This is a genomic window from Achromobacter sp. 1L-A-4-B-C2, assembly GCF_057291955.1.
Map to the genome: position 1 here is coordinate 981,310 of NZ_JBXAWP010000003.1, position 24,454 is coordinate 1,005,763.

At 65.2% G+C, this 24,454-nt stretch carries 19 protein-coding genes; 9 read left to right on the forward strand and 10 right to left on the reverse strand.

The window, feature by feature from the left end; genetic code table 11:
- Nucleotides 1-141 precede the first annotated feature (141 nt).
- A complete protein-coding gene (locus AC0Z35_RS17960) occupies nt 142-1,035 on the forward strand; it encodes a LysR family transcriptional regulator (protein WP_104143472.1) in 894 nt (297 codons plus the stop codon).
- A 30-nt stretch (nt 1,036-1,065) separates the two neighbouring features.
- On the opposite strand, the gene paaG is transcribed toward AC0Z35_RS17960, so the two are convergent.
- The 3 genes from paaG to AC0Z35_RS17975 are packed head-to-tail and all read right to left on the reverse strand — an operon-like array spanning nt 1,066 to nt 4,233.
- Nucleotides 1,066-1,884: a 2-(1,2-epoxy-1,2-dihydrophenyl)acetyl-CoA isomerase PaaG gene (paaG, locus tag AC0Z35_RS17965; RefSeq protein WP_485132196.1), complete on the reverse strand. Its 819-nt coding sequence runs from the start codon at nt 1,882-1,884 to the stop codon at nt 1,066-1,068.
- A complete protein-coding gene (locus AC0Z35_RS17970) occupies nt 1,881-3,011 on the reverse strand; it encodes an acyl-CoA dehydrogenase family protein (protein WP_485132195.1) in 1,131 nt (376 codons plus the stop codon). The genes paaG and AC0Z35_RS17970 overlap by 4 nt, the downstream gene beginning before the upstream one ends.
- Nucleotides 3,012-3,042: 31 nt before the next feature.
- A complete protein-coding gene (locus tag AC0Z35_RS17975; protein WP_046806476.1) occupies nt 3,043-4,233 on the reverse strand; it encodes an acyl-CoA dehydrogenase family protein in 1,191 nt (396 codons plus the stop codon).
- Between the two features lie 218 nt (nt 4,234-4,451).
- Between AC0Z35_RS17975 and AC0Z35_RS17980 the strand changes: the two genes are divergently transcribed.
- The 5 genes from AC0Z35_RS17980 to AC0Z35_RS18000 all read left to right on the forward strand — a co-directional run bounded on the left by AC0Z35_RS17980 (nt 4,452) and on the right by AC0Z35_RS18000 (nt 9,627).
- Complete coding sequence (locus AC0Z35_RS17980; RefSeq protein WP_485132194.1) at nt 4,452-4,856, forward strand: Zn-ribbon domain-containing OB-fold protein; 405 nt, start codon at nt 4,452-4,454, stop codon at nt 4,854-4,856.
- Nucleotides 4,853-6,025, forward strand: a complete 1,173-nt coding sequence (locus AC0Z35_RS17985) for a thiolase (protein WP_046806478.1) — start codon at nt 4,853-4,855, stop codon at nt 6,023-6,025. The genes AC0Z35_RS17980 and AC0Z35_RS17985 overlap by 4 nt, the downstream gene beginning before the upstream one ends.
- Nucleotides 6,026-6,086: 61 nt before the next feature.
- Nucleotides 6,087-7,607 (forward strand): class I adenylate-forming enzyme family protein, encoded by a 1,521-nt coding sequence (locus AC0Z35_RS17990; RefSeq protein WP_485132193.1) that lies wholly within the window; start codon nt 6,087-6,089, stop codon nt 7,605-7,607.
- A gap of 57 nt (nt 7,608-7,664) precedes the next feature.
- Nucleotides 7,665-8,639 carry a tripartite tricarboxylate transporter substrate binding protein gene (locus AC0Z35_RS17995; RefSeq protein ID WP_314357457.1) on the forward strand — a complete coding sequence of 325 codons (975 nt, stop codon included), beginning with the start codon at nt 7,665-7,667 and terminating at the stop codon, nt 8,637-8,639.
- Nucleotides 8,640-8,658: 19 nt separating this feature from the next.
- Nucleotides 8,659-9,627, forward strand: a complete 969-nt coding sequence (locus AC0Z35_RS18000) for an NAD(P)H-dependent flavin oxidoreductase (protein ID WP_485132192.1) — start codon at nt 8,659-8,661, stop codon at nt 9,625-9,627.
- Nucleotides 9,628-9,642: 15 nt separating this feature from the next.
- Here the strand turns inward: AC0Z35_RS18000 and AC0Z35_RS18005 are convergent, their stop codons facing one another.
- The 5 genes from AC0Z35_RS18005 to AC0Z35_RS18025 all read right to left on the reverse strand — a co-directional run bounded on the left by AC0Z35_RS18005 (nt 9,643) and on the right by AC0Z35_RS18025 (nt 18,546).
- A complete protein-coding gene (locus AC0Z35_RS18005; RefSeq protein WP_485132191.1) occupies nt 9,643-11,064 on the reverse strand; it encodes a type VI lipase adapter Tla3 domain-containing protein in 1,422 nt (473 codons plus the stop codon).
- Between the two features lie 221 nt (nt 11,065-11,285).
- Complete coding sequence (locus tag AC0Z35_RS18010) at nt 11,286-13,652, reverse strand: T6SS effector phospholipase Tle3 domain-containing protein (RefSeq protein WP_485132190.1); 2,367 nt, start codon at nt 13,650-13,652, stop codon at nt 11,286-11,288.
- Nucleotides 13,653-13,727: 75 nt separating this feature from the next.
- On the reverse strand, nt 13,728-16,238 hold the full coding sequence (locus AC0Z35_RS18015; RefSeq protein ID WP_319307636.1) for a type VI secretion system Vgr family protein: 2,511 nt from the start codon (nt 16,236-16,238) through the stop codon (nt 13,728-13,730).
- A gap of 176 nt (nt 16,239-16,414) precedes the next feature.
- Nucleotides 16,415-17,410 (reverse strand): Bug family tripartite tricarboxylate transporter substrate binding protein, encoded by a 996-nt coding sequence (locus AC0Z35_RS18020; RefSeq protein WP_485132189.1) that lies wholly within the window; start codon nt 17,408-17,410, stop codon nt 16,415-16,417.
- Nucleotides 17,411-17,640: 230 nt separating this feature from the next.
- Nucleotides 17,641-18,546 carry a LysR family transcriptional regulator gene (locus tag AC0Z35_RS18025; protein ID WP_046806484.1) on the reverse strand — a complete coding sequence of 302 codons (906 nt, stop codon included), beginning with the start codon at nt 18,544-18,546 and terminating at the stop codon, nt 17,641-17,643.
- A 150-nt stretch (nt 18,547-18,696) separates the two neighbouring features.
- On the opposite strand from AC0Z35_RS18025, the gene AC0Z35_RS18030 reads away from it, so the two are divergent.
- The 3 genes from AC0Z35_RS18030 to AC0Z35_RS18040 are packed head-to-tail and all read left to right on the forward strand — an operon-like array spanning nt 18,697 to nt 21,708.
- Nucleotides 18,697-19,611 carry an SDR family NAD(P)-dependent oxidoreductase gene (locus tag AC0Z35_RS18030; protein ID WP_046806485.1) on the forward strand — a complete coding sequence of 305 codons (915 nt, stop codon included), beginning with the start codon at nt 18,697-18,699 and terminating at the stop codon, nt 19,609-19,611.
- Nucleotides 19,612-19,618: 7 nt separating this feature from the next.
- Nucleotides 19,619-20,479: a MaoC/PaaZ C-terminal domain-containing protein gene (locus AC0Z35_RS18035; RefSeq protein ID WP_046806486.1), complete on the forward strand. Its 861-nt coding sequence runs from the start codon at nt 19,619-19,621 to the stop codon at nt 20,477-20,479.
- The gene (locus AC0Z35_RS18040) at nt 20,476-21,708 is read left to right on the forward strand and encodes a CaiB/BaiF CoA transferase family protein (protein WP_219991730.1); all 1,233 of its coding nucleotides are present in this window, start codon (nt 20,476-20,478) and stop codon (nt 21,706-21,708) included. The genes AC0Z35_RS18035 and AC0Z35_RS18040 overlap by 4 nt, the downstream gene beginning before the upstream one ends.
- An 82-nt stretch (nt 21,709-21,790) precedes the next feature.
- On the opposite strand, the gene AC0Z35_RS18045 is transcribed toward AC0Z35_RS18040, so the two are convergent.
- Together AC0Z35_RS18045 and AC0Z35_RS18050 are read right to left on the reverse strand one after the other, a co-directional pair.
- Entirely contained in the window at nt 21,791-23,314 is a 1,524-nt protein-coding gene (locus AC0Z35_RS18045) for a fumarate hydratase (protein ID WP_006217560.1), read from the reverse strand.
- 125 nt (nt 23,315-23,439) lie between these two features.
- The gene (locus AC0Z35_RS18050) at nt 23,440-24,207 is read right to left on the reverse strand and encodes a crotonase/enoyl-CoA hydratase family protein (protein ID WP_046806488.1); all 768 of its coding nucleotides are present in this window, start codon (nt 24,205-24,207) and stop codon (nt 23,440-23,442) included.
- Between the last annotated feature and the right edge of the window lie 247 nt (nt 24,208-24,454).

Consider the following 24,454-nt stretch of genomic DNA (forward strand, 5'->3'; position numbering starts at 1 on the left):
TCGGTGGGATTGTTGGTAAGCGTCAAGGATGCCCGCAAGCCGTCCCCGTTGTGAATTCGTTTTTCCTCAAGGCGGGGTTTGCGGCGCCTGAATCGACAGCCCACGCCCGGGCCCGGCGCGGCGCGCCGTAATATATGGCCCATGCACTTCGACCTAGCCGACCTACGCCTGTTCATCCACATCGCCGAATCCCCCAGCCTGACCCAGGCCGCGAAACGAGCGCATCTGTCCCTGGCCGCCGTCAGCGTGCGGATCAAGGCGCTGGAGAACCAGCTCAATTCCCGCCTGCTGTACCGCGACAGCCGTGGGGTGGAAATCACGCCCGCCGGGCAGAAACTGCTGCAACATGCCCGCGTCATCATGCGGCAGGTGGACCACCTGAAGCACGACTTCCAAGAGCAATCCGACGGCGATGCCGGGCACATCCGCATCTTTGCCAACACCACGGCCGTGACCGAATTCATGCCCGACATCCTGGCGCAGTTCCTGTCGGGGCACCCGGGCGTCACGGTGGACCTGCAAGAACGCCTGACGCGCGACATCGTGCGCGGCGTGCTGGACGGCACCACCGACCTGGGCATCGTGGCCGGCCCGGTCGATGCGCCCGAGCTGCAAGCCATCCACTTCAGCACCGACCGGCTGGTGCTGGTGGTGCCCAACGGCCATCCGCTGCAAGACCAGGACAAGGTCAAACTGGTGGACGCCGTGCGCTACCCGTTCATCACCATGCACGAAGGCTCCACGCTGGTGGCCTTCTTGCGTGACCAGCTGGAACGCAGCGGCCAGCGCCTGCCGCAACGCATCCAGCTGTACAGCTTCGATTCCATTTGCCGCATGGTGCAGGCGGGCGTGGGCATCGGCGTGATTCCCGATTCCGCCGCGCGCCGCTATGGCGCCGACACCAAGTTGCGCGTGGTAGAGCTGGATGAACCCTGGGTGGTGCGTGAACGTAAGCTGCTGGTGCGCGACATCGACGCCCTGCCCGGCTGCGCGCGTGACCTGATCGAACAGATCCAGGTACCCCGCGCGCCTTGACCTTCAGGGCGCGAGGCAAGCACCGGTCGCTCAGGTCCCCGTGAACGCGGGCGGCCGCTTTTCGGCAAAGGCGCGCATGCCTTCCAGGTAGTCGTCGGTGTAGCCAAGCTCGCGCTGCAACTGGCATTCCAGATCGAACTGCTGGGCCAGCGTATTGCCGCTGGACGCGTGCAGCGCCGCCTTGGTGGCCGCGTAGGCCCGCGTTGGCCCGGCGGCCAATGTGGCGGTGACGTCCGACACGGTGGCGACCACCGCGTCGTCAGGCACGACACGCCAGATCAGCCCCCACGCGGCGGCCTCGGTGGCGCTGACGGCCTCGCCAAACAATGCCGCGCCCATCGCGCGCGCCGAGCCCACCAGCCGGGGCAAAAACCATGTGCCGCCCGCATCCGGCAGCAAGCCGATCTTGCTGAACGCCTGCACGAAGCGGGCCGACTGCGCGGCAAACACCACGTCGCAGGCCAGCACCAGGCTGGCGCCCGCGCCCGCCGCCACGCCGTTCATCACGCACACTACCGGCACCGGCAGCGCGCGCAAACGGGTGATCAACGGGCGATAGCACTTTTCCAGCATCAGGCTCAGGTCGCGCCGCGAGCCGTCCTCGGAGGGCTTGCGCTCGCTCAGATCCTGCCCCGCGCAAAAGCCCCGCCCCGCGCCGGTGATGACCAGGCCGCGCAGACCGGCGTGCGACTCCATCACATCCAGCGCGCGCGCCAGTTCGCCGTGCATGACTTCCGTAAAGCTGTTGAGCCGGTCCGGCCGGTTCAGGGTAATGACGCCCACGCCGTCTTCCAGCGTGAAGCGGATCTGCGTGTAGCCGTCGGCTGCGTTGTCGTGCGTTGCGCTCATGCCTGCTCCTCCAGCATCGCCACTTCCTCCAGCACCGCCAGTTGTTCGGCCGTGTCGCCCAGCAACGGATCCACCATGGTCAGCCGCTTGAAATAATCGCCGACTTCCAGCTCGTCGGTCATGCCCATGCCGCCGTGCAACTGCACCGCCATCTGCGCCACCTGGCGCCCGGCGCGCGCGGCTTCCAGCTTGGCCGACGCGATCATGCGGCGGCGCTGCACGGCATCGGGTTCGGTCAGCGCGGCCACGGCCACATAGGCCATCGACAAAGCCAGTTCCTTGGCCACCAGCATCTCGGCCAATCGGTGTTGCAGCGCCTGGAACGAGGCCAGCGGCTGACCGAACTGCTTGCGCGTCTTCAGATAATCAACGGTGATTTCCAGCAGCCGGTCGATCGCGCCCGCTGCGTGCGCACACAGCGCCGCCGTGCCCCACTGCAACGCCTGGGCCAGGGCGTCGTCGGCCTGCGCGCCTTCGGCCAGCAAGGCATCGTCGGGCAGGCCCACCGCGTCGAAATCCAGCCGGGCGCAGCGCGCGCCGTCCAGCGTGGGCGTGTCGGTGACGCGCACGCCGGCAACGTCCGACGGCACGGCCAGCAACACCGTCTGGCCCTCGGCGCCCAATGCGCTGACCAGCCACGCTTTGGCCGCCGCGCCGTGCCACACCAGATGCTTGGCGCCATCCAGCCGCCAACCCTGGGCAGTCTTGGCCGCGCGGCATTCGCGCGGCTGCGTGTCGTAGCGACGGCCGGGTTCTTGATAGGCCACGGTAACGATCGTCTCGCCCGAGGCTATACCCGGCAACCAGCGGCCACGCGCCGCGTCGCCGCACGCATCCAGCAATGCCGCGCCCATGACCGCGCTGGGAATGACGGGTTCGGACACCAGCGCGCGGCCCAGTTCCACATGCACGGGCAGCAGGCTGGCCGGCACTTCGCCAAAGCCGCCAAAGTCCTGCGAAATGGTCAGGCCCAGCACGCCCAGTTCGGCCAGCGCGGCCCAGGCGCGGGCATCCAGCGTGCCGGTGGCCTGCCGCGCGCGGCGTTGGGGAAATGTCCATGCCTGGTCCACCAGGCGGCGCAGGCTGTCGGCCAGCATGCGCTGTTCTTCGGTATAGATGAAATCCATGCGTGTCTTCCTGTCGGATGGCGCGGCGGGCCTACAGGCCCAGCACCAGGCGGGCGATGATGCCCTTCTGCACTTCGGTCGTGCCGCCGTAGATGGACGTCTTGCGCATATCGGCATAGCCCGCGCCCGACGCCGCGGCCATCGCCGGGCCCGGCCCGTGATCGTCGTGGTCGGCCAGCAGCCAATCCGGGTCGTAGGGCCAGGCGTCCGGCCCCGCCACTTCCATTTGCAGCATGGCCAGATCCTGCTGGATTTCAGACCCGCGAATCTTCAGCACCGAGGCCTCGGGGCCGGGCGTGCCGTCGTTGCTGGACGCTACGCGCAGCAACAACATTTCCAGCGCCATGATGTCCACTTCAATGCGCGAGATGCGGTCGCGAAAACGGCTGTCGGCCAGCAAGGGCTTGCCGCGCGATTGCGCTTGCGCCGCCATGTGTTTCAAGATGCCCAGCTCGCGATGGCAATGGCCCAGCCCGGCGATGCCGGTGCGCTCGTGGCCCAACAGGTACTTGGCGTAGGTCCAACCCTGGTTCTCTTCGCCCACCAGGTTTTCCACCGGTACGCGCACGTCTTCCAGCCAGACTTCATTGACGTCGTGGCCGCCGTCCAGCGTGCGGATGGGGCGCACCGTCACGCCCGGCGCGCGCATGTCCAGCAGCAGCATCGAGATGCCGCGTTGCGCGCGCGCGTCGGGGTCGGTGCGGGCCAGGCAGAACATCCAGTCGGCGTATTGCGCCAGCGTGGTCCAGGTTTTCTGACCGTTGACAACGTAATCATCGCCATCGCGCACGGCGCGTGTTTTCAGCGACGCCAGGTCCGACCCCGAACCCGGTTCGGAATAGCCCTGGCACCACCAATCCTGCACCCGAGGGATGCGCGGCAAAAAGCGCGATTGTTGTTGCGCGCTGCCGTATTTCATCAGCACGGGGCCGATCATCGACAAGCCGAACGGCAGCAGGCGCGGCGCGCCAGCCTTGAAGCATTCCACCTCGAAGATCAGGCGCTGCAAGGCGTTCCAGCCGGTGCCGCCGTGCTCTACCGGCCAGTTCGGCGCGCCCCAGCCCTGGTCCGCCAGGATGTTGTGCCAGCGCACGTAGTCGTCGCGTTCCAGCCGCTGATGGCGCAACACCTTGTCTCGGATGTCGGCGGGCAGGCGGGTGGCGGCAAACGCGCGCACCTCGTCGCGGAATTGGCGCTCTTGCGGCGTCCAGGTCAGGTTCATGGTCTACCTCCTTTGCCCGGTATCTAGCCATGGCGCGGACAGCCCCACAATCTGCCTCTTCCGAAGACCGGCTTCGCGCTGGATGTAGGGCAACATCCCGGACGGCGCGAGCGGCCCACTACCGCTTCGCAAAAGGCCTGCTTCAGCAATGAAGAATGGCAGAACCTTGGCGCAGTACCGACACTAGCAGCCGTCATCCACTGGAATCCCATCGCACCATGACTGTTTCCGATCACAAGGAAGGCGTGTCGCAGGGCGTCGAGGCGCAGTACCGCCAGGCGCTCGACCAGGGCCGCTTTCTTATCCAGCACTGTGGCGGTTGCGACCGCGCGGTGTTCTATCCCCGCATGGTCTGCCCGCATTGCGGCGCGGACAAGCTGGCCTTCACGCCGGCCGACGGACGCGGCACCGTTTATTCCACCACCGTTGTGCGCCGCAAGCCCGAGGCGGGCGGCGACTACAACGTGGCGCTGATCGACCTGCACGAAGGCGTGCGCATGATGAGCCGCGTTGAAGGCGTTGCGCCGGCCGACGTGCGCATCGGCATGGCCGTGCGCGCCCGTGTGATTCAACAGGACGGTCACGGCCTGGTGGTCTTTGACGCTAAGCAGGAGGCGGCATGACGCTTAACGATTTGCGCGGCGCGGTGGCCGTGGCCGGCGTCGGCCATGCGGGCCTGGGACAGGCCAACGGCTTTACCGAAATGGAAATCCTGGTGCAGGCGGCGCAGCGCGCCGTGGCCGACGCGGGCCTGACCCTGCGCGACATTGACGGCATCTGCACCGCCAGCGTGGCCGCGCCGATGTGGGCCATGCCGGTGATCGAACACCTGGGCATCCGCCCCACCTTCATCGACAGCACCATGCTGGGCGGCTCCAGCTTCGTCGCGCACCTGTTGCCGGCCATGCACGCGCTGGCGTCCGGCCAGTGCAACGCCGTGCTGGTCTGCTATGGCAGCACGCAGCGCACGTCGACCCTGAGCCGCGCCGAAGTGGGCCGCGTGCGCAAGCAGTTCGACCCGCAACCCTATGAAACCCCTTACGACCCGCTCAGCCCGCTGTCGTCATACGCGCTGGCGGCGGCGCGCCACATGCATCAGTACGGCACGCGCCGCGAGCATCTGGCGCAGGTGGCGTTGGCGGCCAACCAATGGGCACAGTTGAACCCCGAGGCGCAGTTGCGCCAACCCACGACGCTGGATGAAATTCTGTCGGCGCGCATGGTGTCCGACCCCTTGAGCGTGCGCGATTGCTGCCTGGTTACCGACGGGGCGGGCGCTTTTGTGCTGGTGCGCGCCGACCGCGCGCGCGACTTGCCGCGTCCGCCTGTCTACGTACTGGGCAACGCCACCGCCGTGTGGAACCGGCAGATCTCTTCCATGCACGACCTGACGGTGACGGCCGCCGCGCAGTCGGGCAAGCAGGCCTTCGACATGGCCGGCGTGTCGCCGCGCGATATCGACGTCGTTGAACTCTACGACGCCTTCACCATCAACACCTTGCTGTTCCTGGAGGACCTGGGCTTTTGCGCCAAGGGCGAATCCAAGGACTTCATCGCGGACGGCGCGATTGCGCCGGGCGGCAGGCTGCCCGTCAACACCAATGGCGGCGGTTTGTGCTGCGTGCATCCCGGCATGTACGGCGTCTTCATCATGATTGAAGCCGTGCGGCAATTGCGTGGGGAATGCGGCGACCGGCAGGTGGCCGACGCGCAGCTGGCGCTGGTGCACGGCAACGGCGGCACGCTGTCCAGCCAGTCCACCGCCATCCTGGGCACCCAGGCCACGCTGTGATCCCGGCTTTGATCCCGGCTTTGATCGACTCACCCGCACTTTGACCGACACGCCACCTTCGATGTCTCAAGCAGAAACCCTTACCCGCATCCATGAACTGCTGGCCCGGCAAGCGCGCCGGCAACCCGACGCCATCGTGCTGTACGAAGAAGGCGGCGGCACCGTCACCTATGCGCAGCTATGGCAGCGCGTGCAGGCCGTGGCCGACTGGCTGCGCGGGCAAGGCGTGCAGCCCGGCCATCGTGTGCTGATGGTGGGGGAAAACTGCACCGCGATGATCGCCGCGCTGTTCGGATGCGGCGTGGTGGGCGCGTGGCCGGTGGGCGTGAACGCGAGGCTGTCCGGCCGCGAAGTGGACAACATCCGCCAGCACGCGCAGCCTGAACTGCTGCTGTACACCACCGGCGTGTCGTCCGCCGCCACTGCGCATGCCGCTGACGCCCGCGCGGTGGATGCGGACCCTGCCGTGTGGGGGCCGGGCGTGCAGGCCGCGCGCGCCGCCACGCCCACCGCTGCTGAAACCGATGCGCTGGCCTCGGAAGTGGCCACCGTCATCTATACGTCGGGCACCACAGGCGCGCCCAAGGGCGTGCTGGTGCCGCATCGCGGCCTGCTGCATTTTGCGCGCGTGTCGGCAGCGTCGCGGCGCTTGACACCGCACGACATCGGCTACGCGGCGTTGCCCATGTCGCACATCTTCGGCATCGCCACGGTGCTGATGGCCACGGTGCACGCGGGCGCCAGCCTGGTGCTGCGCAGCCGCTTCGACGCCGACGACGCCTTCAAGGCGCTGGCGCATCCCGGCGTCAGCATCCTGCAAGGCGTGCCCACCATGTTCAGCCGCATGATGGCCGTGGCGCCACCGCGCGCCGAGCTGCGCGCCCCCGCCCTGCGCTATCTGTACACCGGCGGCGCTGCGCTGGACCCCACATTGAAACGCGACGCCGAACGCTACTTTGGCGTGGCGATGCATCACGGCTACGGCATCACCGAATACGCGGGCTCCATGTTCATCACGCGCATCGATGAGCCGCGCGATGACTGCTCAGCCGGCTACGCGGTAGACGGCGTGGAAATGCGCCTGGGCAGCCCCGACGCGGGCGCGCCGAAACCCGGCCAACGTGGCGACATCCTGATCCGAGGCCCCGGCGTCATGCTGGGCTACTACCGCAATCCCGAACAGACCGAGCAAGCGCTGCTGCCCGGCGGCTGGCTCAACACCGGCGACATCGGTTATGTGGACGACAGCGGCGCGTTGTTCATCGCCGGCCGCTCCAAGGACTTGATCATCCGCTCGGGCTTCAACGTCTACCCCATCGAAGTGGAATCGGTGATCAACGCGTTTCCGGGCGTGCGCCTGTCCGCCGTGGTCGGTCGCAACACGGCCGACCAGAACGAAGAAGTGATCGCGTTCGTCGAACCGCTACCGGGTGCACGCGTCGACACCGACCTCTTGATGTTGCACCTGCGTGCCCAGCTGGCGCCGTACAAGCGGCCCGCGCGCATCATTTCCATCGACACGATTCCCACGACCGTCAGCGGCAAGATCCTCAAGCAACCGCTGAAAGAAAGGCTGGCGTAGGCGCGGACCCGCTGTTCCGCTCCACGACCGGCCACCTATACACAAGGAGACAACAGCGTGAAACTCAAGACCCTGTTTGCCGTGGCCGCCGCCACGGCCGCCTTCGCCATGGCGTCCAGCGCCGGCGCGCAGACGTACCCCGACCGCCCCATCCGCCTGCTGGTGGGCTACGCGCCCGGCGGCCCCGTGGACACCACAGCCCGCGTCTTTGCCAAATACCTGGGCGACAAGCTGGGCCAGACCGTCGTCGTGGAAAACCGCGCGGGCGCCAGCGGCATGATCGCCTCTGACGCCACCGCCAAGGCCACGCCCGACGGCTACCTGCTGGGCTTTGCCGCCAGCCCCACGCTGACCATGTCGCCGCTGGTCCAGCGCAGCACGCTGTTCGACCCGCGCCACGACTTCTCATTGATCGGCCTGGTGGTCGATTACGCCAACGTGCTGTTGATCGGCCCGCAGATTCCCGCCAAGAACGTGGGCGAGCTGGTCAGCTACGCGCGCTCGCACCCCGACGCCGTGTCGTTCGGATCCGCCGGCATCGGCGCGTCCAACCACTTGTCGGCCGAACTGCTTAAAAAGCAGGCCGATGCGTCGATGCTGCACGTGCCGTATCGCGGCAACTCGCCCGCCATGATGGACGTAATCAGCGGCAAGGTGACCTTCATGTTCGACATCACCAGCACCGCAATCCCATTCATCAAAAGCGGCAAGGCCCGCGCGCTGGCCGTCACGTCCAAGACCCGTAACCCCGAACTGCCCGACGTGCCCACCATGATGGAAGCCGGCATGAAGGACTACGAGGTGGTGGGCTGGTACGCGCTGGTCGGCCCCAAGAAGTTGCCCGACGCCGTTTCGGCCCGCCTGACCCGCGCGCTGCAAGACGTGTCCAAAGACCCCGCGTTCCGCAAAGCCATGACCGAAGGCGGCTACACCATCAATGCGGGCGACTCCGCCGCCCTGCAATCCCGCATCGACCGCGAGTACGCGTTGTGGTCGGACGTTATCCAAAGCGCCAACATCCAGGCCAACTGACCCTTACCGGAGCCCACTGATGCCCGCCCCGCTTGCGCTACGCGCCCAGACCCGCCTGCCGATCATCGGCGCCCCCATGTTTCTGGTCTCTGGGCCCGAGCTGGTCGTGGCGCAATGCGCGGCCGGCATCATCGGCACCTTTCCCTCCCTGAACGCTCGTCCGCAAGAACAGTTGCAAGACTGGATCACGCGCATTGAAGACGGGCTGGCCGCCAAACGCCGCGCCCATCCGCACGCCAAGTTGGCGCCCTACGGCGTGAACCTGATCATCCACCCCAGCAACCCGCGCTGGCAGGGCGACCTGGCGATCTGCGCCGAACGCCGCGTGCCGCTCATCATCACGTCGCTGCACGCGCCCGAAGCGGTGGTGCGGGCGGTGCACCCTTACGGCGGGCTGGTCTATCACGACGTCACCAACGTGCGGCATGCCAAGCGCGCGTTGGAGGCGGGCGTGGACGGCTTGATCCTGGTAGCGGCGGGCGCGGGCGGCCACGCCGGCCAGGTCAATCCGATTGCGCTGGTCAACGAAATCCGTGCGTTCTACGACGGCCCTTTGGCGCTATCGGGCTGTATCAGCCATGGCAAGGACGTGCTGGCCGCGCAGGTGCTGGGCTGCGACTTCGCCTACATGGGCACGCGCTTCATCGCCACGCAGGAATCGCTGGCAAACGACGCCTACCGCGAGATGGTGCTGCAAGCGCAAGCAGCCGACGTGACCTACACGCCTTACTTTTCGGGCGTGCCCGCGAACTACCTGTCGGCCAGCATTCTGGCGGCGGGCCTGGACCCGGTGGCCTTATCGCGCAATGGCGAGTCGCCGCCGGCCAACATGGACAAGAACTCGCGGCCCAAGGCGTGGAAGGATGTCTGGAGCGCCGGCCAGGGGGTAGGGGCGGCGCAAGAAATCCTGTCCATCGCGACGCTGGTGGATCAGCTGGAAGCCGAATATCTCAGCGCGCGCGCGGCGTTGGTGGCGGTAGCGGGCTAGCGTGTAGCGGCGGCGTCACTTCTCCGACTCCCCCAACAAATCCATACTCGGCCCGCCAGCGATGAACTGATCCAGCAGGCGCTTCTCGGCCGCAATTTTCTCCGGGTCCACATACCGAGCGGGTGGCGGGGCGTTACGCGCGCTTTCTTGCGTCAGTTCCGCAAACCGTTGCAGAAACTCCGGTGACGGCGCTTCGCTCAAGGTACGGGTTTGCGGGCGCAGCTTCACGCCAAAGGGATCGTTGGCCGGCTTCTGACCCGGCGTCGGCGAACTGATGGTGATCACCGTTACCCGGTCGTCACGGCGCAGCGGGACGATGGCGCTGGTGTCGGCGTTCAGATAGCTGGCCATGGTGGCTAGCGCAATTCCCACAAAGGGAGACGCCGCACCCGTGTCGCCCAGGCGTTGCGTCAGGTCGTAGCTTTGGTCCGAAGCCAGCAGGTCGAGCGAGCTGTCGGCCATCTGCAAAGCGGGGAGCAGATCGGCCAGGGCGGAACGGTGCAAGCCTGCGTCGTAGAAGACTCGCGTGGGCGCGTGAGCCAGAGGCGTCACGGCCTGTGTCCAGGCGTTTGCGATTGCCGCATGGCGGGCCTCGCCTTTCAGGGGGATGCTGTCGGATTGCAGCGACACTTCGACCGGGCGGTGCAGCCGCGCCAACGGCGTCAGGCGGTCCCATTGCTGGAAGCCGCGTTCGGTGATCGGTTGAGGGAACCAGGGGCTGGGTTGAAAGGAATATGGCGGGTTGCGGCGCCAGCCGGTGAAGGCGGGGTCAATGTCGTTCTTGTGCGGTTTGGTGTATTTAGCAAAGCCGCGCAACCAGTCCAGGCGCTCGGGGCGGGCAAAGACGATGGCGGTGACGGCGTCTGTCAGCTCGCCGGGTTGGCGGGGACCAGTCGCCACACCCTTGCGCTTGTCATTGCGACTGCCCATTGCATAGAACATGCCAAAGCCGTCGACGGCATAAACCAGCAGCGCGGGCATATCGGGGTTCTTTTCGAAGACACTGAACAGATACTCCACGAACTCTTCCGGCGTACTGTTGCAAATAACGCCGGGTCTGAGCGGCTTACTTCGATGCCAATGCAATCCCGCAGGCCCCATCGTTCGGTCGGCCATCCCGTTGAGGGAAATAGACGCTCTTTCTGGAGAAAAGCGCAGTCGGGGCACCGTCGGGTCGTAATCGCGCACAACCGTCAAGGTGGGAATGGCCCAACGTTCAGGAAAGCCGCGCAGCGCCAACTCCAATGCGTTGGCCTTACGCTGCGCCCAGGCCATGTCCTTATCTTCCGCTATGGTTGGATAGAACGCAGGGTCCATCTGCAACGCGGTCCCGACCTGCAATGCGTCGGATTGTGAAGAGTTCTGTTGTAGCAGTTGTGCCCACACCTGACCTTGTCGATAGACGTCCAAGCTCAAGCCAACGCGGATGATGTCCAACGTCTCCAGGCGTGGGGACGAGGAGGGCGCAGCGAAAATAGGCATCACAACTCCGGGGGCTTGCGGAATGGGGTCAACGGGAATCCATGCATCAGGCGCTGGGGGCAATTCGCAAGCCACGTCCTTCCACTCGGAGGACTCCCTTGAACTTTCGGCGTCGGCGCGTACCTCTTGCTGAAACGTAGCAGCCAACAAAAAGGCCATAGCGCAAGATATGAACTTCATTCCGGCTCCCCGTCCGCAGCCGTGAGATCGCGGCCAGCATCTCTGTCCTTTCGGGTCTGCGTAGACACCAAGGTGGGTAACTTCATTTGATGGATCGAGGCGGGCAAACTGCCTCCTCCCCTAGTCAACAACTTCCCATCTTCGTCATAGACCGCAACTCGCCGACTTCGATAGAGGTCGGTAGCATTGATGAGTTCGAGATTCTCGGAGCTTTCGTTTCTGTAGTAATCCAAGGTTGCCTCGTCCGGCAGTGCCGCGTCGTTCTCTTTGCTAGCGTTTGGTTCCACATCGAACTCCACCCAAGCCATCCTCCAATCCGCCACCCGACACAAATACGCATAGAACGGCTCATCATCAATACTGCGTGCCTGCCCTATCGCCAGGTCGTACGCCATCGCGCGTTGGCTATGCATCGAATTCGCGGGGATTGATGAATGAAAGGAGATCGGGCTTTGCTCGTCCACCCCCGCGTCCATTCTTCGCCGACGCGCCTCGTTCGGGCTTTCCTGATATGTCACGTTAAAGCGGCGCCCGCCCACGTGGTCGACGCCGGTGATCCGGTGCCAGTCCGCTGCCCAATCGTTGTTTTCGGGTGCGGTGTACGGGTTGCGCAGCGGGTCGTTCAAGTCCGTGAGTTCGGCTTCAAGCAATGGCGCATACGCCAGGCTTGCACTGCGGGAGCTATAGGTTTGCGGGACCGGTCCGGCGCTTTCCGGTAAGGTCACCACGCGGGTACCCGCCACACGTATTCCCTTGTTCGTAATGGCAATCGATGCATCAATCGGATCATCCGGCGCGTGTACCGGTGCAATACCCGCCGATGCCTGCTCGGCCATTACCACGCCGCCCGACCTGAAGTCCGCCAGAAACGGCTGCGGCAGGGCTGGCGCGTTGATGGGCACCGACTGGCCAGGCGCGAAGTCGGCGTTGGCCGCCCATCGCTGCGGCAGGCCCATGCCCGAACCCTCCCAGGTGCTTTCATGCTGCCGGCGCAAAACGTAGTCCTGCGTTGGCGGCGAACCAATGGGTTGGCTCTCGCCGTCCCGCGCTCGCATGGTGAATACGCGTTGATGAAAATGGCCACCCAGTGCGGACAATCCGGGGCCGTAAATATCACCCACCCACTGCTTCGCCATGTTGCCCACCATCGTGGGCACGAAATCCACCATCGTCCTTGGCTTGTGCGCAGGCATGGCCTGGTAAGTCAAGGTGTCGGCAATGCCTTGCCAGCCGATACCCTGCACATTGCGCATGCCGACGGTTTTGTCCTCGGGAGAGAAATACAGGAACACGCGGCCGCGATTGTCACGCTCGGAAAAGGCAACGTCTTTGCCTTCCAGCGTGGTCTGGCATTGCAAGCCATTCCAACGCAATCCACCGATGCAGGACGGGCTTGAGGGGTCGGCCATCTGAGCGAAGGTGGGCACCGGGTTGGGATTTGCGCCGATGAAGCCGACGATATTCGCAAGCGTTGTCACGCGCGCCTTGGTGGTCTGCTGCGCTTCGGACATCTCCATGCGCTCGAAGCGGGACTCCAGCAGGCTGTATGGCGGGTTCATCATGATGACCGCATCCACGGCGCGTTTGCCTTCGTCCTTGAGCAAGGCGTTGGCCAGCAGGGTGATCAGCGTGCCCTGGCTGTGCCCGACCACGTTGATCGTGTCGTTTTCGCCGGTGGTCTTGCCGCCAGGATGGCGATAGGCGCGAATCATATTCACCAGCATGGCCAGGCGCCTGGCCGCCAGCAGCATGTACTTGCGGCTGGGCGCCATGACCAGTGGGTGGTCGGGCGACCCAAACAAGGGGTTGATCGGCAGCAGGCCCATCAGCTTGCCGGAGAAGCCCTCACCCCACATATCCGGGATGGAAGTCGTGGCGTTCGCGAACATCCCGCCCTGCTTGATGCCGTCTCTGTCGAGCCTGTTGTGGTAACGGTCCAGCCATTCTCCGTGCTCGGTCTTCTTGTCGATGTATTGCTCTTCTTCGCGAAAGCCCCAATAGAACGGGATGACGACACTGCGCGACGCGCCGCCGAACTTGCCGGCGGATGCTCGGCGGCGATAGTAGACGGCGTCAGGATTGGGCGCCGCGCCCTGATCCTCGGCGGGCAATCGGTAACTGGCGGGGTTCAGGGCGGCGCAGCTTCTACTGCCGTCCGCGGCCTTCAAATGATCCAGGCGCTCATTCAAGCCCACGCAGATGCCGGTTTCCAGGTCGTCATACACGCCGGCCAGATCATTCACTCCGTGAATCAGAATCACCACGCAGGGCTTTGCCTGTTGTACCCGCACGATCGCAGGGCGCGCGCCGGGCAACAGCAGCGCCTCGGGCTGGCCCGTCAATGGGACGGAATGTGTTGCCATGGAACCTCCTTGGTCGAAGTGAATTGGACCGCTGGCAGCCCGGCCAATCGCATCACGGCCCGCCCCCTTGCCGCGTCAATCGGCGTCGTGCACAGTCAGCGTCGCGATGTGCACTGCGTCGCTTTGCACCAATTGCGTCGCGCCTTGCGCGTCGGTGACGCCTTGCACGGTTTCGCCATTGTTCAACGTGATCGTGTAGCGGCGGTGGGCCACCGGGCGCACACCGTCCGGCAGGGTCACGATGAATTTTCGTTGGGTCTGGCCAAGGTCAAACCGGGGGAGTTCCGCTGCCAGGCTGGCCGCCCCCAACATCTGGTGGCTGGCCGCCTTGACCGTGAACGCGCCGGGGCAGCCGAACTCAATCGCGCCATCCTGCATCTTGATGTAGGCCCCGCCGCACAACAGCGTGATGTGCTTGTCGGCAACCGCCAGGACATGCGCGTCGGCCGAGGAAATTTCAACGCTTTTTTCGGCCTGCACGCGGACGCTGCCATGTTGCGCCTGCAACAGCATCTGGCCTTGGTGGGCGATGTGCCGCATATCCCCACCTTGTGTGAAGAGGCTGATTCCCTGCCCCGCATTCATAACGACGGATTGCCCCGCCGTCAGGTGCAGGTTCTTCTGCGCGACGGTATCCGCGTTGCCGCCTGCGGCCAGGGTGATTGACGCCGGCGTCCCCACGGCGATGCCCGCCGGGCTGCTCAACCCAATAACGGGTCGGCCGCCGTTGCTGCCCGCGGCGTCGTCGTTGGCGCCATGTCCAAGGTCCCGCACGTTGTCCGTCAGCTGCTGTTGGCGCGTGGGGTCAAGCGTCAGCGCCTCGTGGCGGGCGGCGTGTTCGCCCAGGTTACGGGCCAATTCCAGCGCGCTTTCCAAGCCCTGCACCAGTTCGCTACGGGATAGCTGCCCGCCCTTGGCGTGTGCCTGTCCGTCTGTCGTCAGCAATATCCCCTTTGCCGCGCGCACCGCGCCCTGTCCGTCCGTGCGCAGCTCGAACCCTTCACCACGGGGCGCCCCGCCTTCGGGCCTGGGCTGCGTCAAATAACCCAGATGCAGATCGGAGGCGGCATGGTCGCTCATCAGCGCCGCGCTGATCTGGGCCAAGGTGTCGTCCAGCCGCAGTTCGTTCGCGCGGTGCCCTTTGTGCTCTTTGGATTTGATGGTGGCAATCGTGTTGTGCCGGGGCAGCGCGTAAGGCGGCAGGTTGGTTGCGCGGAATAGCCGCCCCATGGCAATTGGCTGGTCGCAATCACCGTTCAAGAAATTCACGACGACCTCTTGACCGATACGCGGGACCGCCATATGCCCCCACTGCGCGCCCGCCCAATCCTGCGCCACGCGTATCCAGCACGAGCTGTGTTCGTTGTTGCGGCCGAGGCGGTCCCAGGGAAATTGCACTTTTATCCTGCCAAACTCGTCGCAGAAGATTTCTTCGTTGGGCGGGCCGACAACGGTGGCCGTTTGCGGTCCATCGATGCACGGTCTGCCGCGGGGCGACGGCTTCCAGTCTGTTTTATCGGGCACAAGTTCAGCCGTGTAGCCGTAGTGCGTGCCTGACTGGGCGTGCGCGCCGTCTTGCTCCTGGCTGACATGCTGAACCCCATGGTGACGCATGCGTACCGGGCGCCACTTGCGGTTCCACTCGTTGCGCGCGTGGCCCTGCAACAAAAAGGCCAGGCCGGGAACAAGGCGCGGGTCGTCGCCTTCGACAGACGCGCTGCAAGCGTCGTTACGCCGCCCCAGCAGGCGGGTCCGGGTGAAGGGCTTGCCCGCCTCATCGCGCTTGTAGCGCCCGGGATAGTCGTAACGCTCGTAGCGGGTGTCGTGATGCGCCTGATCCTCGGCGACAGCGCTGTGTTCCTGCTCGTACCGGGGGTGCGTATAGGTGTAGTCGCGTTGTGTCTGGATGGCGGTACGTACGCGCTCGGCATAGCTAAAGCGCTGCAAGCCGGGCGCGGGCGGGTCGCCGCCGCGGGTGGGGTGGTAGATGACCGGGTCACCCGGGATGTCGTCGTTGAGGGTGATGCGGTCGCCGTGTATCAGACGATGCCCGCCGTCGGAATGCGCGTAGTAATAGAAATAGCCTTCCTCGGCGGCAAGCCTGTCCAGGAAAGCCAGGTCCGTGTCGCCTGCCTGCACGCAATACTCGCGCGGCAGGTGTTCGTGGGTGCTGATCTGTTCGTAGTCGGTGATGCCCTGGCGTTTGATCACGTCGGCCATGATCTCGGGCACGGACAGGTGCTGATAGATGCGCCAATCGGAACATAGGGCGGCACGCGCCAATGACGGTTCGACCACTGCCCGATAGCGGGTACGGCGAAAGCCGGTAGCGGCTTGTTCAAATTCAGTGACGATGCCGTGTACGTGGCGCCCGGCTTGCGCACCATGCCAGATGGTGAACAAGGCCGCTTCGTCCAGCATGGCGCCGATATCCATGGCGGATGCCGTGCTGGATAGCCACAGCGTCAAGCGATACGTTTCCGACAGCGCTTCGTCCAGCGTGAACTCGACAACGTCGAAGGCAACGCCGATCGCACTTGCCTTGACAGGTTCAAAGGTGAAACGGAACGTCGACTGGCTGGGCATGGCAGAGTCCGTAAGGATTTCCTGCCGGGAGCCTAGCCGACCCCACGCCAAACAGATATAGAACAAATCTGAAATGCGGCAGCGCAATCCGAAGCCCCTATCCGGATTCATCAATCTGCCCGATGCGGTCTGCCTTATTTCATCTGCTCTATCTCATCTGCTCTATCTCATCTGCCTTATTCCAGCTTGATATTCGCCGTCTTGATCAGGTCGCGCCATTTCACGATCTCGTCGCGCACGAAGGCGCCGAACTGTTCGGGCGTGCCGGGCTTGGGCTCGGCGCCCGCCGCGATCAAGCTCTTGGCCGTGGCCGGGTCGGACAGCACCTTGACCATGTCGGCATTGATGCGCTTGACGATGTCGGGCGGCGTGCCCTTGGGCGCCATCACGCCGCTCCAGGAATAGGCCTCGTAGCCGGGCAGGCCCGACTCGGCGATGGTGGGCACGTCGGGCAGCATGCTGGAACGCGTGGGGTTGCCCACGCCCAGCGCGCGGACCTTGCCGCCCTTCAGGTGCGGCACGGCGGACGGGCCATCGGCGAACATCACCTGCACCTGCCCGCCCAGCAAATCCTGCATGGCCGGCGCGCTGCCGCGATAGGGCACGTGCTGGATGCGGATGCCGGCCATGGCATTGAACAACTCTCCCGCCAGGTGCGTGCCGCCGCCCGTGCCGGACGACCCGAACGACAGCTTGCCCGGGTTCTTCTTGGCGTAGGCGGTCAATTCGCTGACGGAGTTCACCGGTAGCGATGCGTTCACCACCAGCACGATGGGAAACACCGCGGCCATGCCCACCGGCACGAAATCGGTGGTGATGTCGTACGTCAGGTTGTTGCGCAGGCTGGGCAGCACCGCGTGATGGATGGATGCGAAAAAGAAGTTGTAGCCATCGGGCTCGGCCTTGGCCGCGAACTGCGCGCCGACGATGCCGCCCGCGCCCGACTTGTTGTCCACCACGGTGGGCACCGACCACATCTGCCCCAGCGGCTGCGTGGTGAAGCGCGCGGTGGTATCCACCGGCCCGCCCGCCGGAAACGGCACGATGAACGTCACGGCATGGCCGGGCCAGGTGGCGGCGCGTGCGGGCGATGAAAACAAAGTGGGCAGCACGGCCGAGGCGCACGCGGCGCCCAGCCCCGCGATGACGCGGCGGCGTTGAGGATCAATCACTGCGGTCTCCTGGGTCTCGGTGTTGTTCGCGATCAGGCGTTGGATGCTGCCGCCCGCCGCTCTTTTTCTTCGCGTGGGTCGCCTCACGCTTTTTTATTATTTTCCGAGAGCCGGGATTCGCCGCTACACATTTTCAAAAGCCCCTCTTTCGTACCCGCTCCAATGTTCGATCATCGGACAGGAATTTCCCTAAGCCCCGTCGCGCCTACGACATACGCACGAGGGCCGGCTTACGCCGACTGGCCGCGCGCCGCGCGTTGCACGTGCTCGATGAAGCACTCGGCAAAGCTGGGCAGGTCGCGGCCGCGCTGGCGGCACAGCAAGCGGTCGCGCAGCGCCCAGGCGTCTTCCAGCTTCAGCACGTGCAGCGCATCGGGGCGGCTGTAGCGCGCGGCGCAGGCGCGTGGCACCACGGCAATGCCCGCGCCCGCCTCGACCATGCGGCACACCGCTTCGAAGCTGCCCACGTGCACGCGCTGGCACAGGCGCTTGCCCAGGCCGCTGGCAATGTCTTCCAGAAAGGTCTGGATGGCGCTGTCGGGGTGGATGCCCACGAACTGGTAGGCGTCGACCAGGTCCGCGAAGTGCGCGGACTGGGAGGCGGCCAGCGGATGGTCCAGCGACGTCACCACGGTGAGCTCGTCGCGAAACAAGGGCGTGACATCCAGGCCTTCAACGTCGATATTGCCGGCCACCAGCCCCAGGTCACCCGCGCCCGCGCGGATGGCGATGACAATGTCGCCAGAAATTTTCTCTTCGAGCTCGACGTCCACGTCAGGGTTTTCCGCCAGGAACGTGGACAAGGCATCGGCCAGGAACGAATTGGTGGCCGTGGTGTTGGCCAGCAGGCGCAAGCGCCCTTTCAGGCCGCTGGCATAGGGTTGCAGATCCGCGTTCAGGCATTCCAGCTGTCGAAAGACGGCATTGGCGTGCTTGAGCAGCACCTCGCCCGCCGGCGTCAGCGCCACGCCCGTGGCCAGCCGCACCAACAGGCGCGCCTTGAAGGCTTCTTCCATGTGCTTGACCCGGGCACTTGCCGCCGGCAAGGACAGGAACGTGCGTTCCGCGGCCCGGGTCAGGTTGAGGGTTTCGCCCACGTTCAAGAACAAACGCAGGTCCGTCAGATCATGTCTCATGTTCCACCACGCAGAAGGGGGGCATTTCTAATTTTGAATTCTTCGAATGCCGCCACGAATCTACCATGGGGCATTCCCATGAACCAGACCGGTTGATGCGGAACTGTTTTCCATCGACGGCGCGTGCGCCGCAGCAAAGGAGTCAGGGCAATGAGCGGCATCGTTTCCGGAAAGGTAGTGGTCGTCACCGGCGCGGGCGGAGGCATCGGGCGCAGCATTGCGCTGGCGATGGCCGAGGCGGGCGCCAAGGTGGTGGTGAACGACATCGGCGTGTCGCTGACCGGCGAAGGCGGCGGCGAAGGCCCCGCACAAGCAGTCGTGCGCGAAATCACGGCGGCAGGCGGACAGGCGGTGGCCAACACCGACAGCGTGGCGGCGTACGACAGCGCCAGCCGCGTCGTTCAGACGGCCATCGACGCGTTCGGACGCATCGATGCCGTCGTCAACAACGCGGGCAATCTGCGCGACCGGGTTTTCCACAAGATGAGCGAAGAGGAATGGCGCCAGGTGATCGACGTGCACCTGAACGGTTCGTTCTTCATGAGCCGCGCGGCCGCGCCGTATTTCCGCGAGCAGGAATCGGGCGCGTTCGTGCACATGACATCCACCTCGGGCCTGATCGGCAACTTCGGCCAGGCCAACTACGCGGCCGCGAAGCTGGGCATCGTGGCGCTGTCCAAATCCATCGCGCTGGACATGGCGCGCTACAACGTGCGTTCGAACTGCATTGCGCCCTTTGCCTGGAGCCGCATGACCAGTTCCATTCCGGCGGAAACCGACGAAGAGAAAGCGCGCGTCGAAAAACTGAAGAAGATGGAAGCGGGCAAGGTCGCGCCGATGGCCGTGTTTCTGGCCAGCGACGCGGCGAGCGAAATCACCGCGCAGATCTTCGCGGTGCGCGCCAACGAAATCATGTTGATCAGCCAGCCGCGCCCGCTGCGCACGGTGCACCACAGCGAAGGCTGGACGCCCGAACGCATCGCCGACATCGCCGTGCCTGCCATGCGCAAGCACTTCTACGCGTTGGAGCGTTCGCCCGACGTGATCGACTGGGACCCCATCTGAGACCGCCATGCCGCTGGATTACGCGACCGTAAAGAACTGGCGCTTTGACGAGGTCCGTCAGCGCTACGACCACAAAGACACCATGCTGTACGCGCTGGGCATCGGCTTGGGCCAGGACCCCGAGGACACCCGCCAGCTGCGCTACGTGTACGAAGAAGACCTGCAAGCATTTCCCACGATGGGCGTCGTGCTGGCGTACCCGGGCTTCTGGGTGCGCGATGCGCGCAGCAGCATCGACTGGGTCAAGGTGGTGCACGGCGAACAACGCCTGACCGTGCACGCGCCGCTGCCGCCGGCGGGCCAGGTCACCAGCCGCAGCCGCAACACGCATGTGATCGACAAGGGCGCGGACAAAGGCGCCATCGTCATCACCGAACGCACGCTGCACGGCGAGGACGGCGCCTGCCTGGCCACCTTGCGGCAAAGCACCTTCTGCCGGGGCGACGGCGGCTTTGGCCAGGGCGATGCCAGCCCGGAGCCCCTGCCCGCCGCGCCGGACGGCGACCCGACCCTGCGCTGCGAAATGCGCATCGCCCCCAACGCCGCACTGTTGTATCGCTTGAACGCCGACCCCAATCCGCTGCATGTCGACCCCGAGGTCGCGCGCCAGGCCGGGTATCCGCGCCCCATCCTGCATGGGCTGTGCTCGTATGGCGTGGTGGCGCACGCGATCGTGAAAAGCTGCTGCGACTACGACGCCTCGCGGCTGACCAGCCTGAACACGCGTTTCTCGGCGCCGGTGTATCCCGGTGAAACGCTGCAATGCGACATCTGGCGGCTGCCGGACGGGCAGATCCAGTTCCTGGCGCGCTCGCGCGAACGCAACGTCGTGGTGATGAGCCACGGTACCGCGACGGTGCAATCATGACGCGCGCGCCCGCGCTGGACGGCATCCGCGTGCTGGACCTGTCGCGCATCCTGGCCGGCCCCTGGTGCACGCAGAACCTGGCCGATCTGGGCGCCGACGTCATCAAGATCGAACGCCCGCGCGTGGGCGACGACACGCGCGCCTGGGGGCCGCCGTACCTGAAGGATGGCGACGGCCAGGACACCAGCGAGTCCGCCTATTACCTCAGCGCCAACCGCAACAAGCGTTCGGTGGAAGCGGACATGGCCACGCCCGAAGGCGCGGCGCTGATCCGCGAGCTGGCCGCTGTCAGCGACATCCTGGTCGAAAACTTCAAGGTGGGCGGCCTGGCCAAATACGGGCTGGACTACGACAGCCTGAAGGCCGTCAACCCGCGCCTGATCTACTGCTCGGTCACGGGCTTTGGGCAGGACGGACCCTTTGCACAGCGCCCCGGCTACGACTTCATGATCCAGGGCATGGGCGGGCTGATGAGCATCACCGGCGAACGCGACGACTTGCCCGGCGGCGGCCCGCAGAAGGCGGGCGTGGCGGTGACAGACATCGTCACCGGCATGTACGCCACCGTAGCGATTCTGGCGGCCTTGCAGGAACGGCATCGCAGCGGCTTGGGGCAGCATCTGGACATCGCCCTGTTGGACAGCCACGTGGCATTGTTGGCAAACCAGAATTCCAACTACTTCAACTCTGGCGTGGCCCCCACCCGCGCGGGCAACGCCCACCAGAACGTGGTGCCGTATCAGGTGTTCGCCGCCAGCGACGGCCACCTGATCGTGGCCACGGGCAATGAATCGCAGTACCGCGCGTACTGCCGCGCCATCGGCGTGCCGGAATTGGGCGACGACCCGCGCTTTGCCACGAACCGGTTGCGCGTGACGAACCGCGAAACACTGATCGGCATCCTGACGGCGATCATGCAGGAAGGCCGCCGCGACGACTGGATTGCCAAACTGGAAGCGGTGGGCGTGCCATGCGGCCCGATCAACAATATTGCGCAGGCCTTTGCGCACCCGCAGGCGCAGGCCCGGCAGTTGCGCCGCGACATGCCGCATCCCTTGGGCGGCGTGGCGCCGGTGACGGCCAGCCCATTGCGCTTTTCGGGGTCGCCGGTGGTGTATCGGCGCGCCCCACCGCTGCTGGGCGAACACACGGAGGAAGTGCTGCGCGAGGTGCTGGGCAAATCGCCGGACGCGATAGCGGCGTTCACGAAGGGCACGCGCGGCGCCTAGGCGCCATGCCACGCCGCGTCAAAAAAAACGGCCGCTGATTTCTCAGCGGCCGTTTTTATGTCAGCGCGCAACGCTGCGTGGATTACGCCACCGCAACCGGGATCTTCCCGATCTTGGCCTGCCATTCCTTCGGACCCGTCGTGTGGACCGACGTGCCCTTGGCGTCCACCGCCACGGTCACCGGCATGTCCTTCACGTCGAATTCGTAGATGGCTTCCATGCCCAGGTCGGCAAAGCCCAGCACCTTGGCGCCGCGAATGGCCTTGGACACCAGGTAGGCCGCGCCACCCACGGCCATCAGGTAGGCCGAGCCGTGCTTCTTGATGGCTTCGATGGCGACCGGGCCACGTTCGGACTTGCCGATCATCGAGATCAGGCCCGTCTTCTCAAGCATCATGTCAGTGAACTTGTCCATGCGCGTGGCGGTGGTGGGACCGGCGGGGCCGACCACTTCATCGCCCACCGGATCCACCGGACCCACGTAATAGATCACGCGGTTGGTGAAGTCCACCGGCAGCGGCTCGCCCTTGGCCAGCATGTCCTGGATGCGCTTGTGCGCGGCGTCGCGGCCGGTCAGCATCTTGCCCGACAGCAGCAGCGTCTGACCCGGCTTCCAGCTGGCCACTTCTTCCTTGGTCAGCGTGTTCAGGTCGACTTGCTTGGACTTGTTGTAGTCCGGCGCCCAATGCACTTCGGGCCATTCGGACAGCGACGGCGGGTCCAGGCGCGCGGGGCCCGTGCCGTCCAGTTCAAAGTGCGCGTGACGCGTGGCGGCGCAGTTCGGGATCATGGCAACCGGCTTGGACGCGGCGTGCGTGGGGAAGGTGCTGATCTTGACGTCCAGCACGGTCGTCAGGCCGCCCAGGCCCTGCGCGCCGATACCCAGCGCGTTAACCTTTTCGTACAGCTCGATGCGCAGTTCTTCCAGCTTGTTCTGCGGGCCACGGGCCAGCAGTTCGTACATGTCGATGTCTTCCATCAACGACTGCTTGGCCATCAGCATGGCCTTTTCAGCGGTGCCGCCAACGCCGATGCCCAGCATGCCCGGCGGGCACCAGCCGGCGCCCATCGTCGGGACGGTTTTCAGCACCCAATCGACCAGCGAGTCGCTGGGATTGAGCATGGCGAACTTGGATTTGTTTTCAGAACCGCCGCCCTTGGAAGCGATCTGCACGTCGACCTTGTCGCCCTGGACCAGTTCGACGTGCAGGATACACGGCGTGTTGTCGCGCGTATTCTTGCGGGCGAACAGCGGGTCGTCCAGCACGGAGGCGCGCAGCGGATTGTCCGGGTTCAGGTAGCCACGGCGCACGCCTTCGTCGCACAGTTCCTGCAAGGTGCGCTTGGTGTCAAAGCGCACGCTCATGCCGATCTTCAGGAAGACGTTGACGATGCCGGTGTCCTGGCACAGCGGACGCTTGCCTTCGGCGCACATGCGGGAATTGGTCAGGATCTGCGCCATCGCGTCACGCGCGGCGGGGCTTTCCTCGCGCTCGTACGCGCGGGCCAGATGGCGGATGTAGTCGACGGGGTGGTAGTAGCTGATGAACTGGATGCCATCGGCTATCGACTGGATGAAGTCTTCTTCTTTAATGATGACGGACATGGCGATTTGCGGGTCTAGATGGAAAACTGGATATTGAAAACGCGGCTGGCGGGTGAAGCTAACCACAAGGGAGCACAGATCGTTATTGTTGCCCGGCCGCCTTGAAAGGCGGCCGGAGATACTCATTACTTGCCTTGCCAGACCGGCTTGCGCTTTTCAGCGAAAGCGGTGGCGCCTTCCTTGGCGTCGGCCGACGAAAAGATATGGGCGATCAACGGGCGTTGGCGGTCGAACATGCCGTCCTGTTCCCAATCAACGGCCTGCGACACGATGCTCTTGGCGGTCTGCACGGCCAGCGGGCCGTTTTCAACAATGGCGCGCGCCAGTTCCAGCGCGCCGGCCAATGCGCCGCCCGGCTCGGTCAGGCGGTTGACCAGGCCGAACGAGTAAGCGCGTTCAGCCGTCAGCATTTCGCCCGTCAAGATCACTTCCATGGCGATGTGGTACGGCAGGCGGCGCGGCAGGCGCAGCATGCCGCCGGCGCCGGCCACCAGGCCGCGCTTGACTTCAGGCAGGCCGAATTTGGCGTTGTTGGCGGCCACGATCAGGTCGGAAGCCAAGGCCATTTCGCAGCCACCGGCCAGCGCGTAGCCTTCCACGGCGGCGATCAGCGGCTTCTTGGGCGGGCGTTCGTTCAGGCCGGCAAAACCACGGCCTTCAACGTAGGGGCGCTGCCCGGATTTGGCGAATGCCTTCAAGTCCATGCCCGACGAGAACGTGCCGCCGCCACCCGTCAGGATGCCGATGCGGATGTCGTCGCGGCTGTCCAGCTGGTCCAGCGCGGCGGCCATGGCCTGGGCGGTTTCCAGGTTGATGGCGTTCTTGGCTTCGGGGCGGTTGATCGTGATGATCTGGATGCCGTCGGTGACTTCCACCGTGATCAGGTCTGACATAGGACTGCTCCTTCCGGGATTTCTCGGAATCGGGTTCCGGGTTTTATATAAGACTTGGGACGTAACCCGGAATCATACGACCATTGGTTTGCAGGCGCAGCGAGGCCGCCCCCAAGCGTCCGCCAGGGGCACACCTGGCCCGGCCGGGGGATGCCGTCCGGACATAGATGTAACCGCGCGGCGGCGCCCGCCAAACGGGACGGCCCCGGGCCAGTTAAAATGCCCGGTTTCCCACGCCCACGGCAGG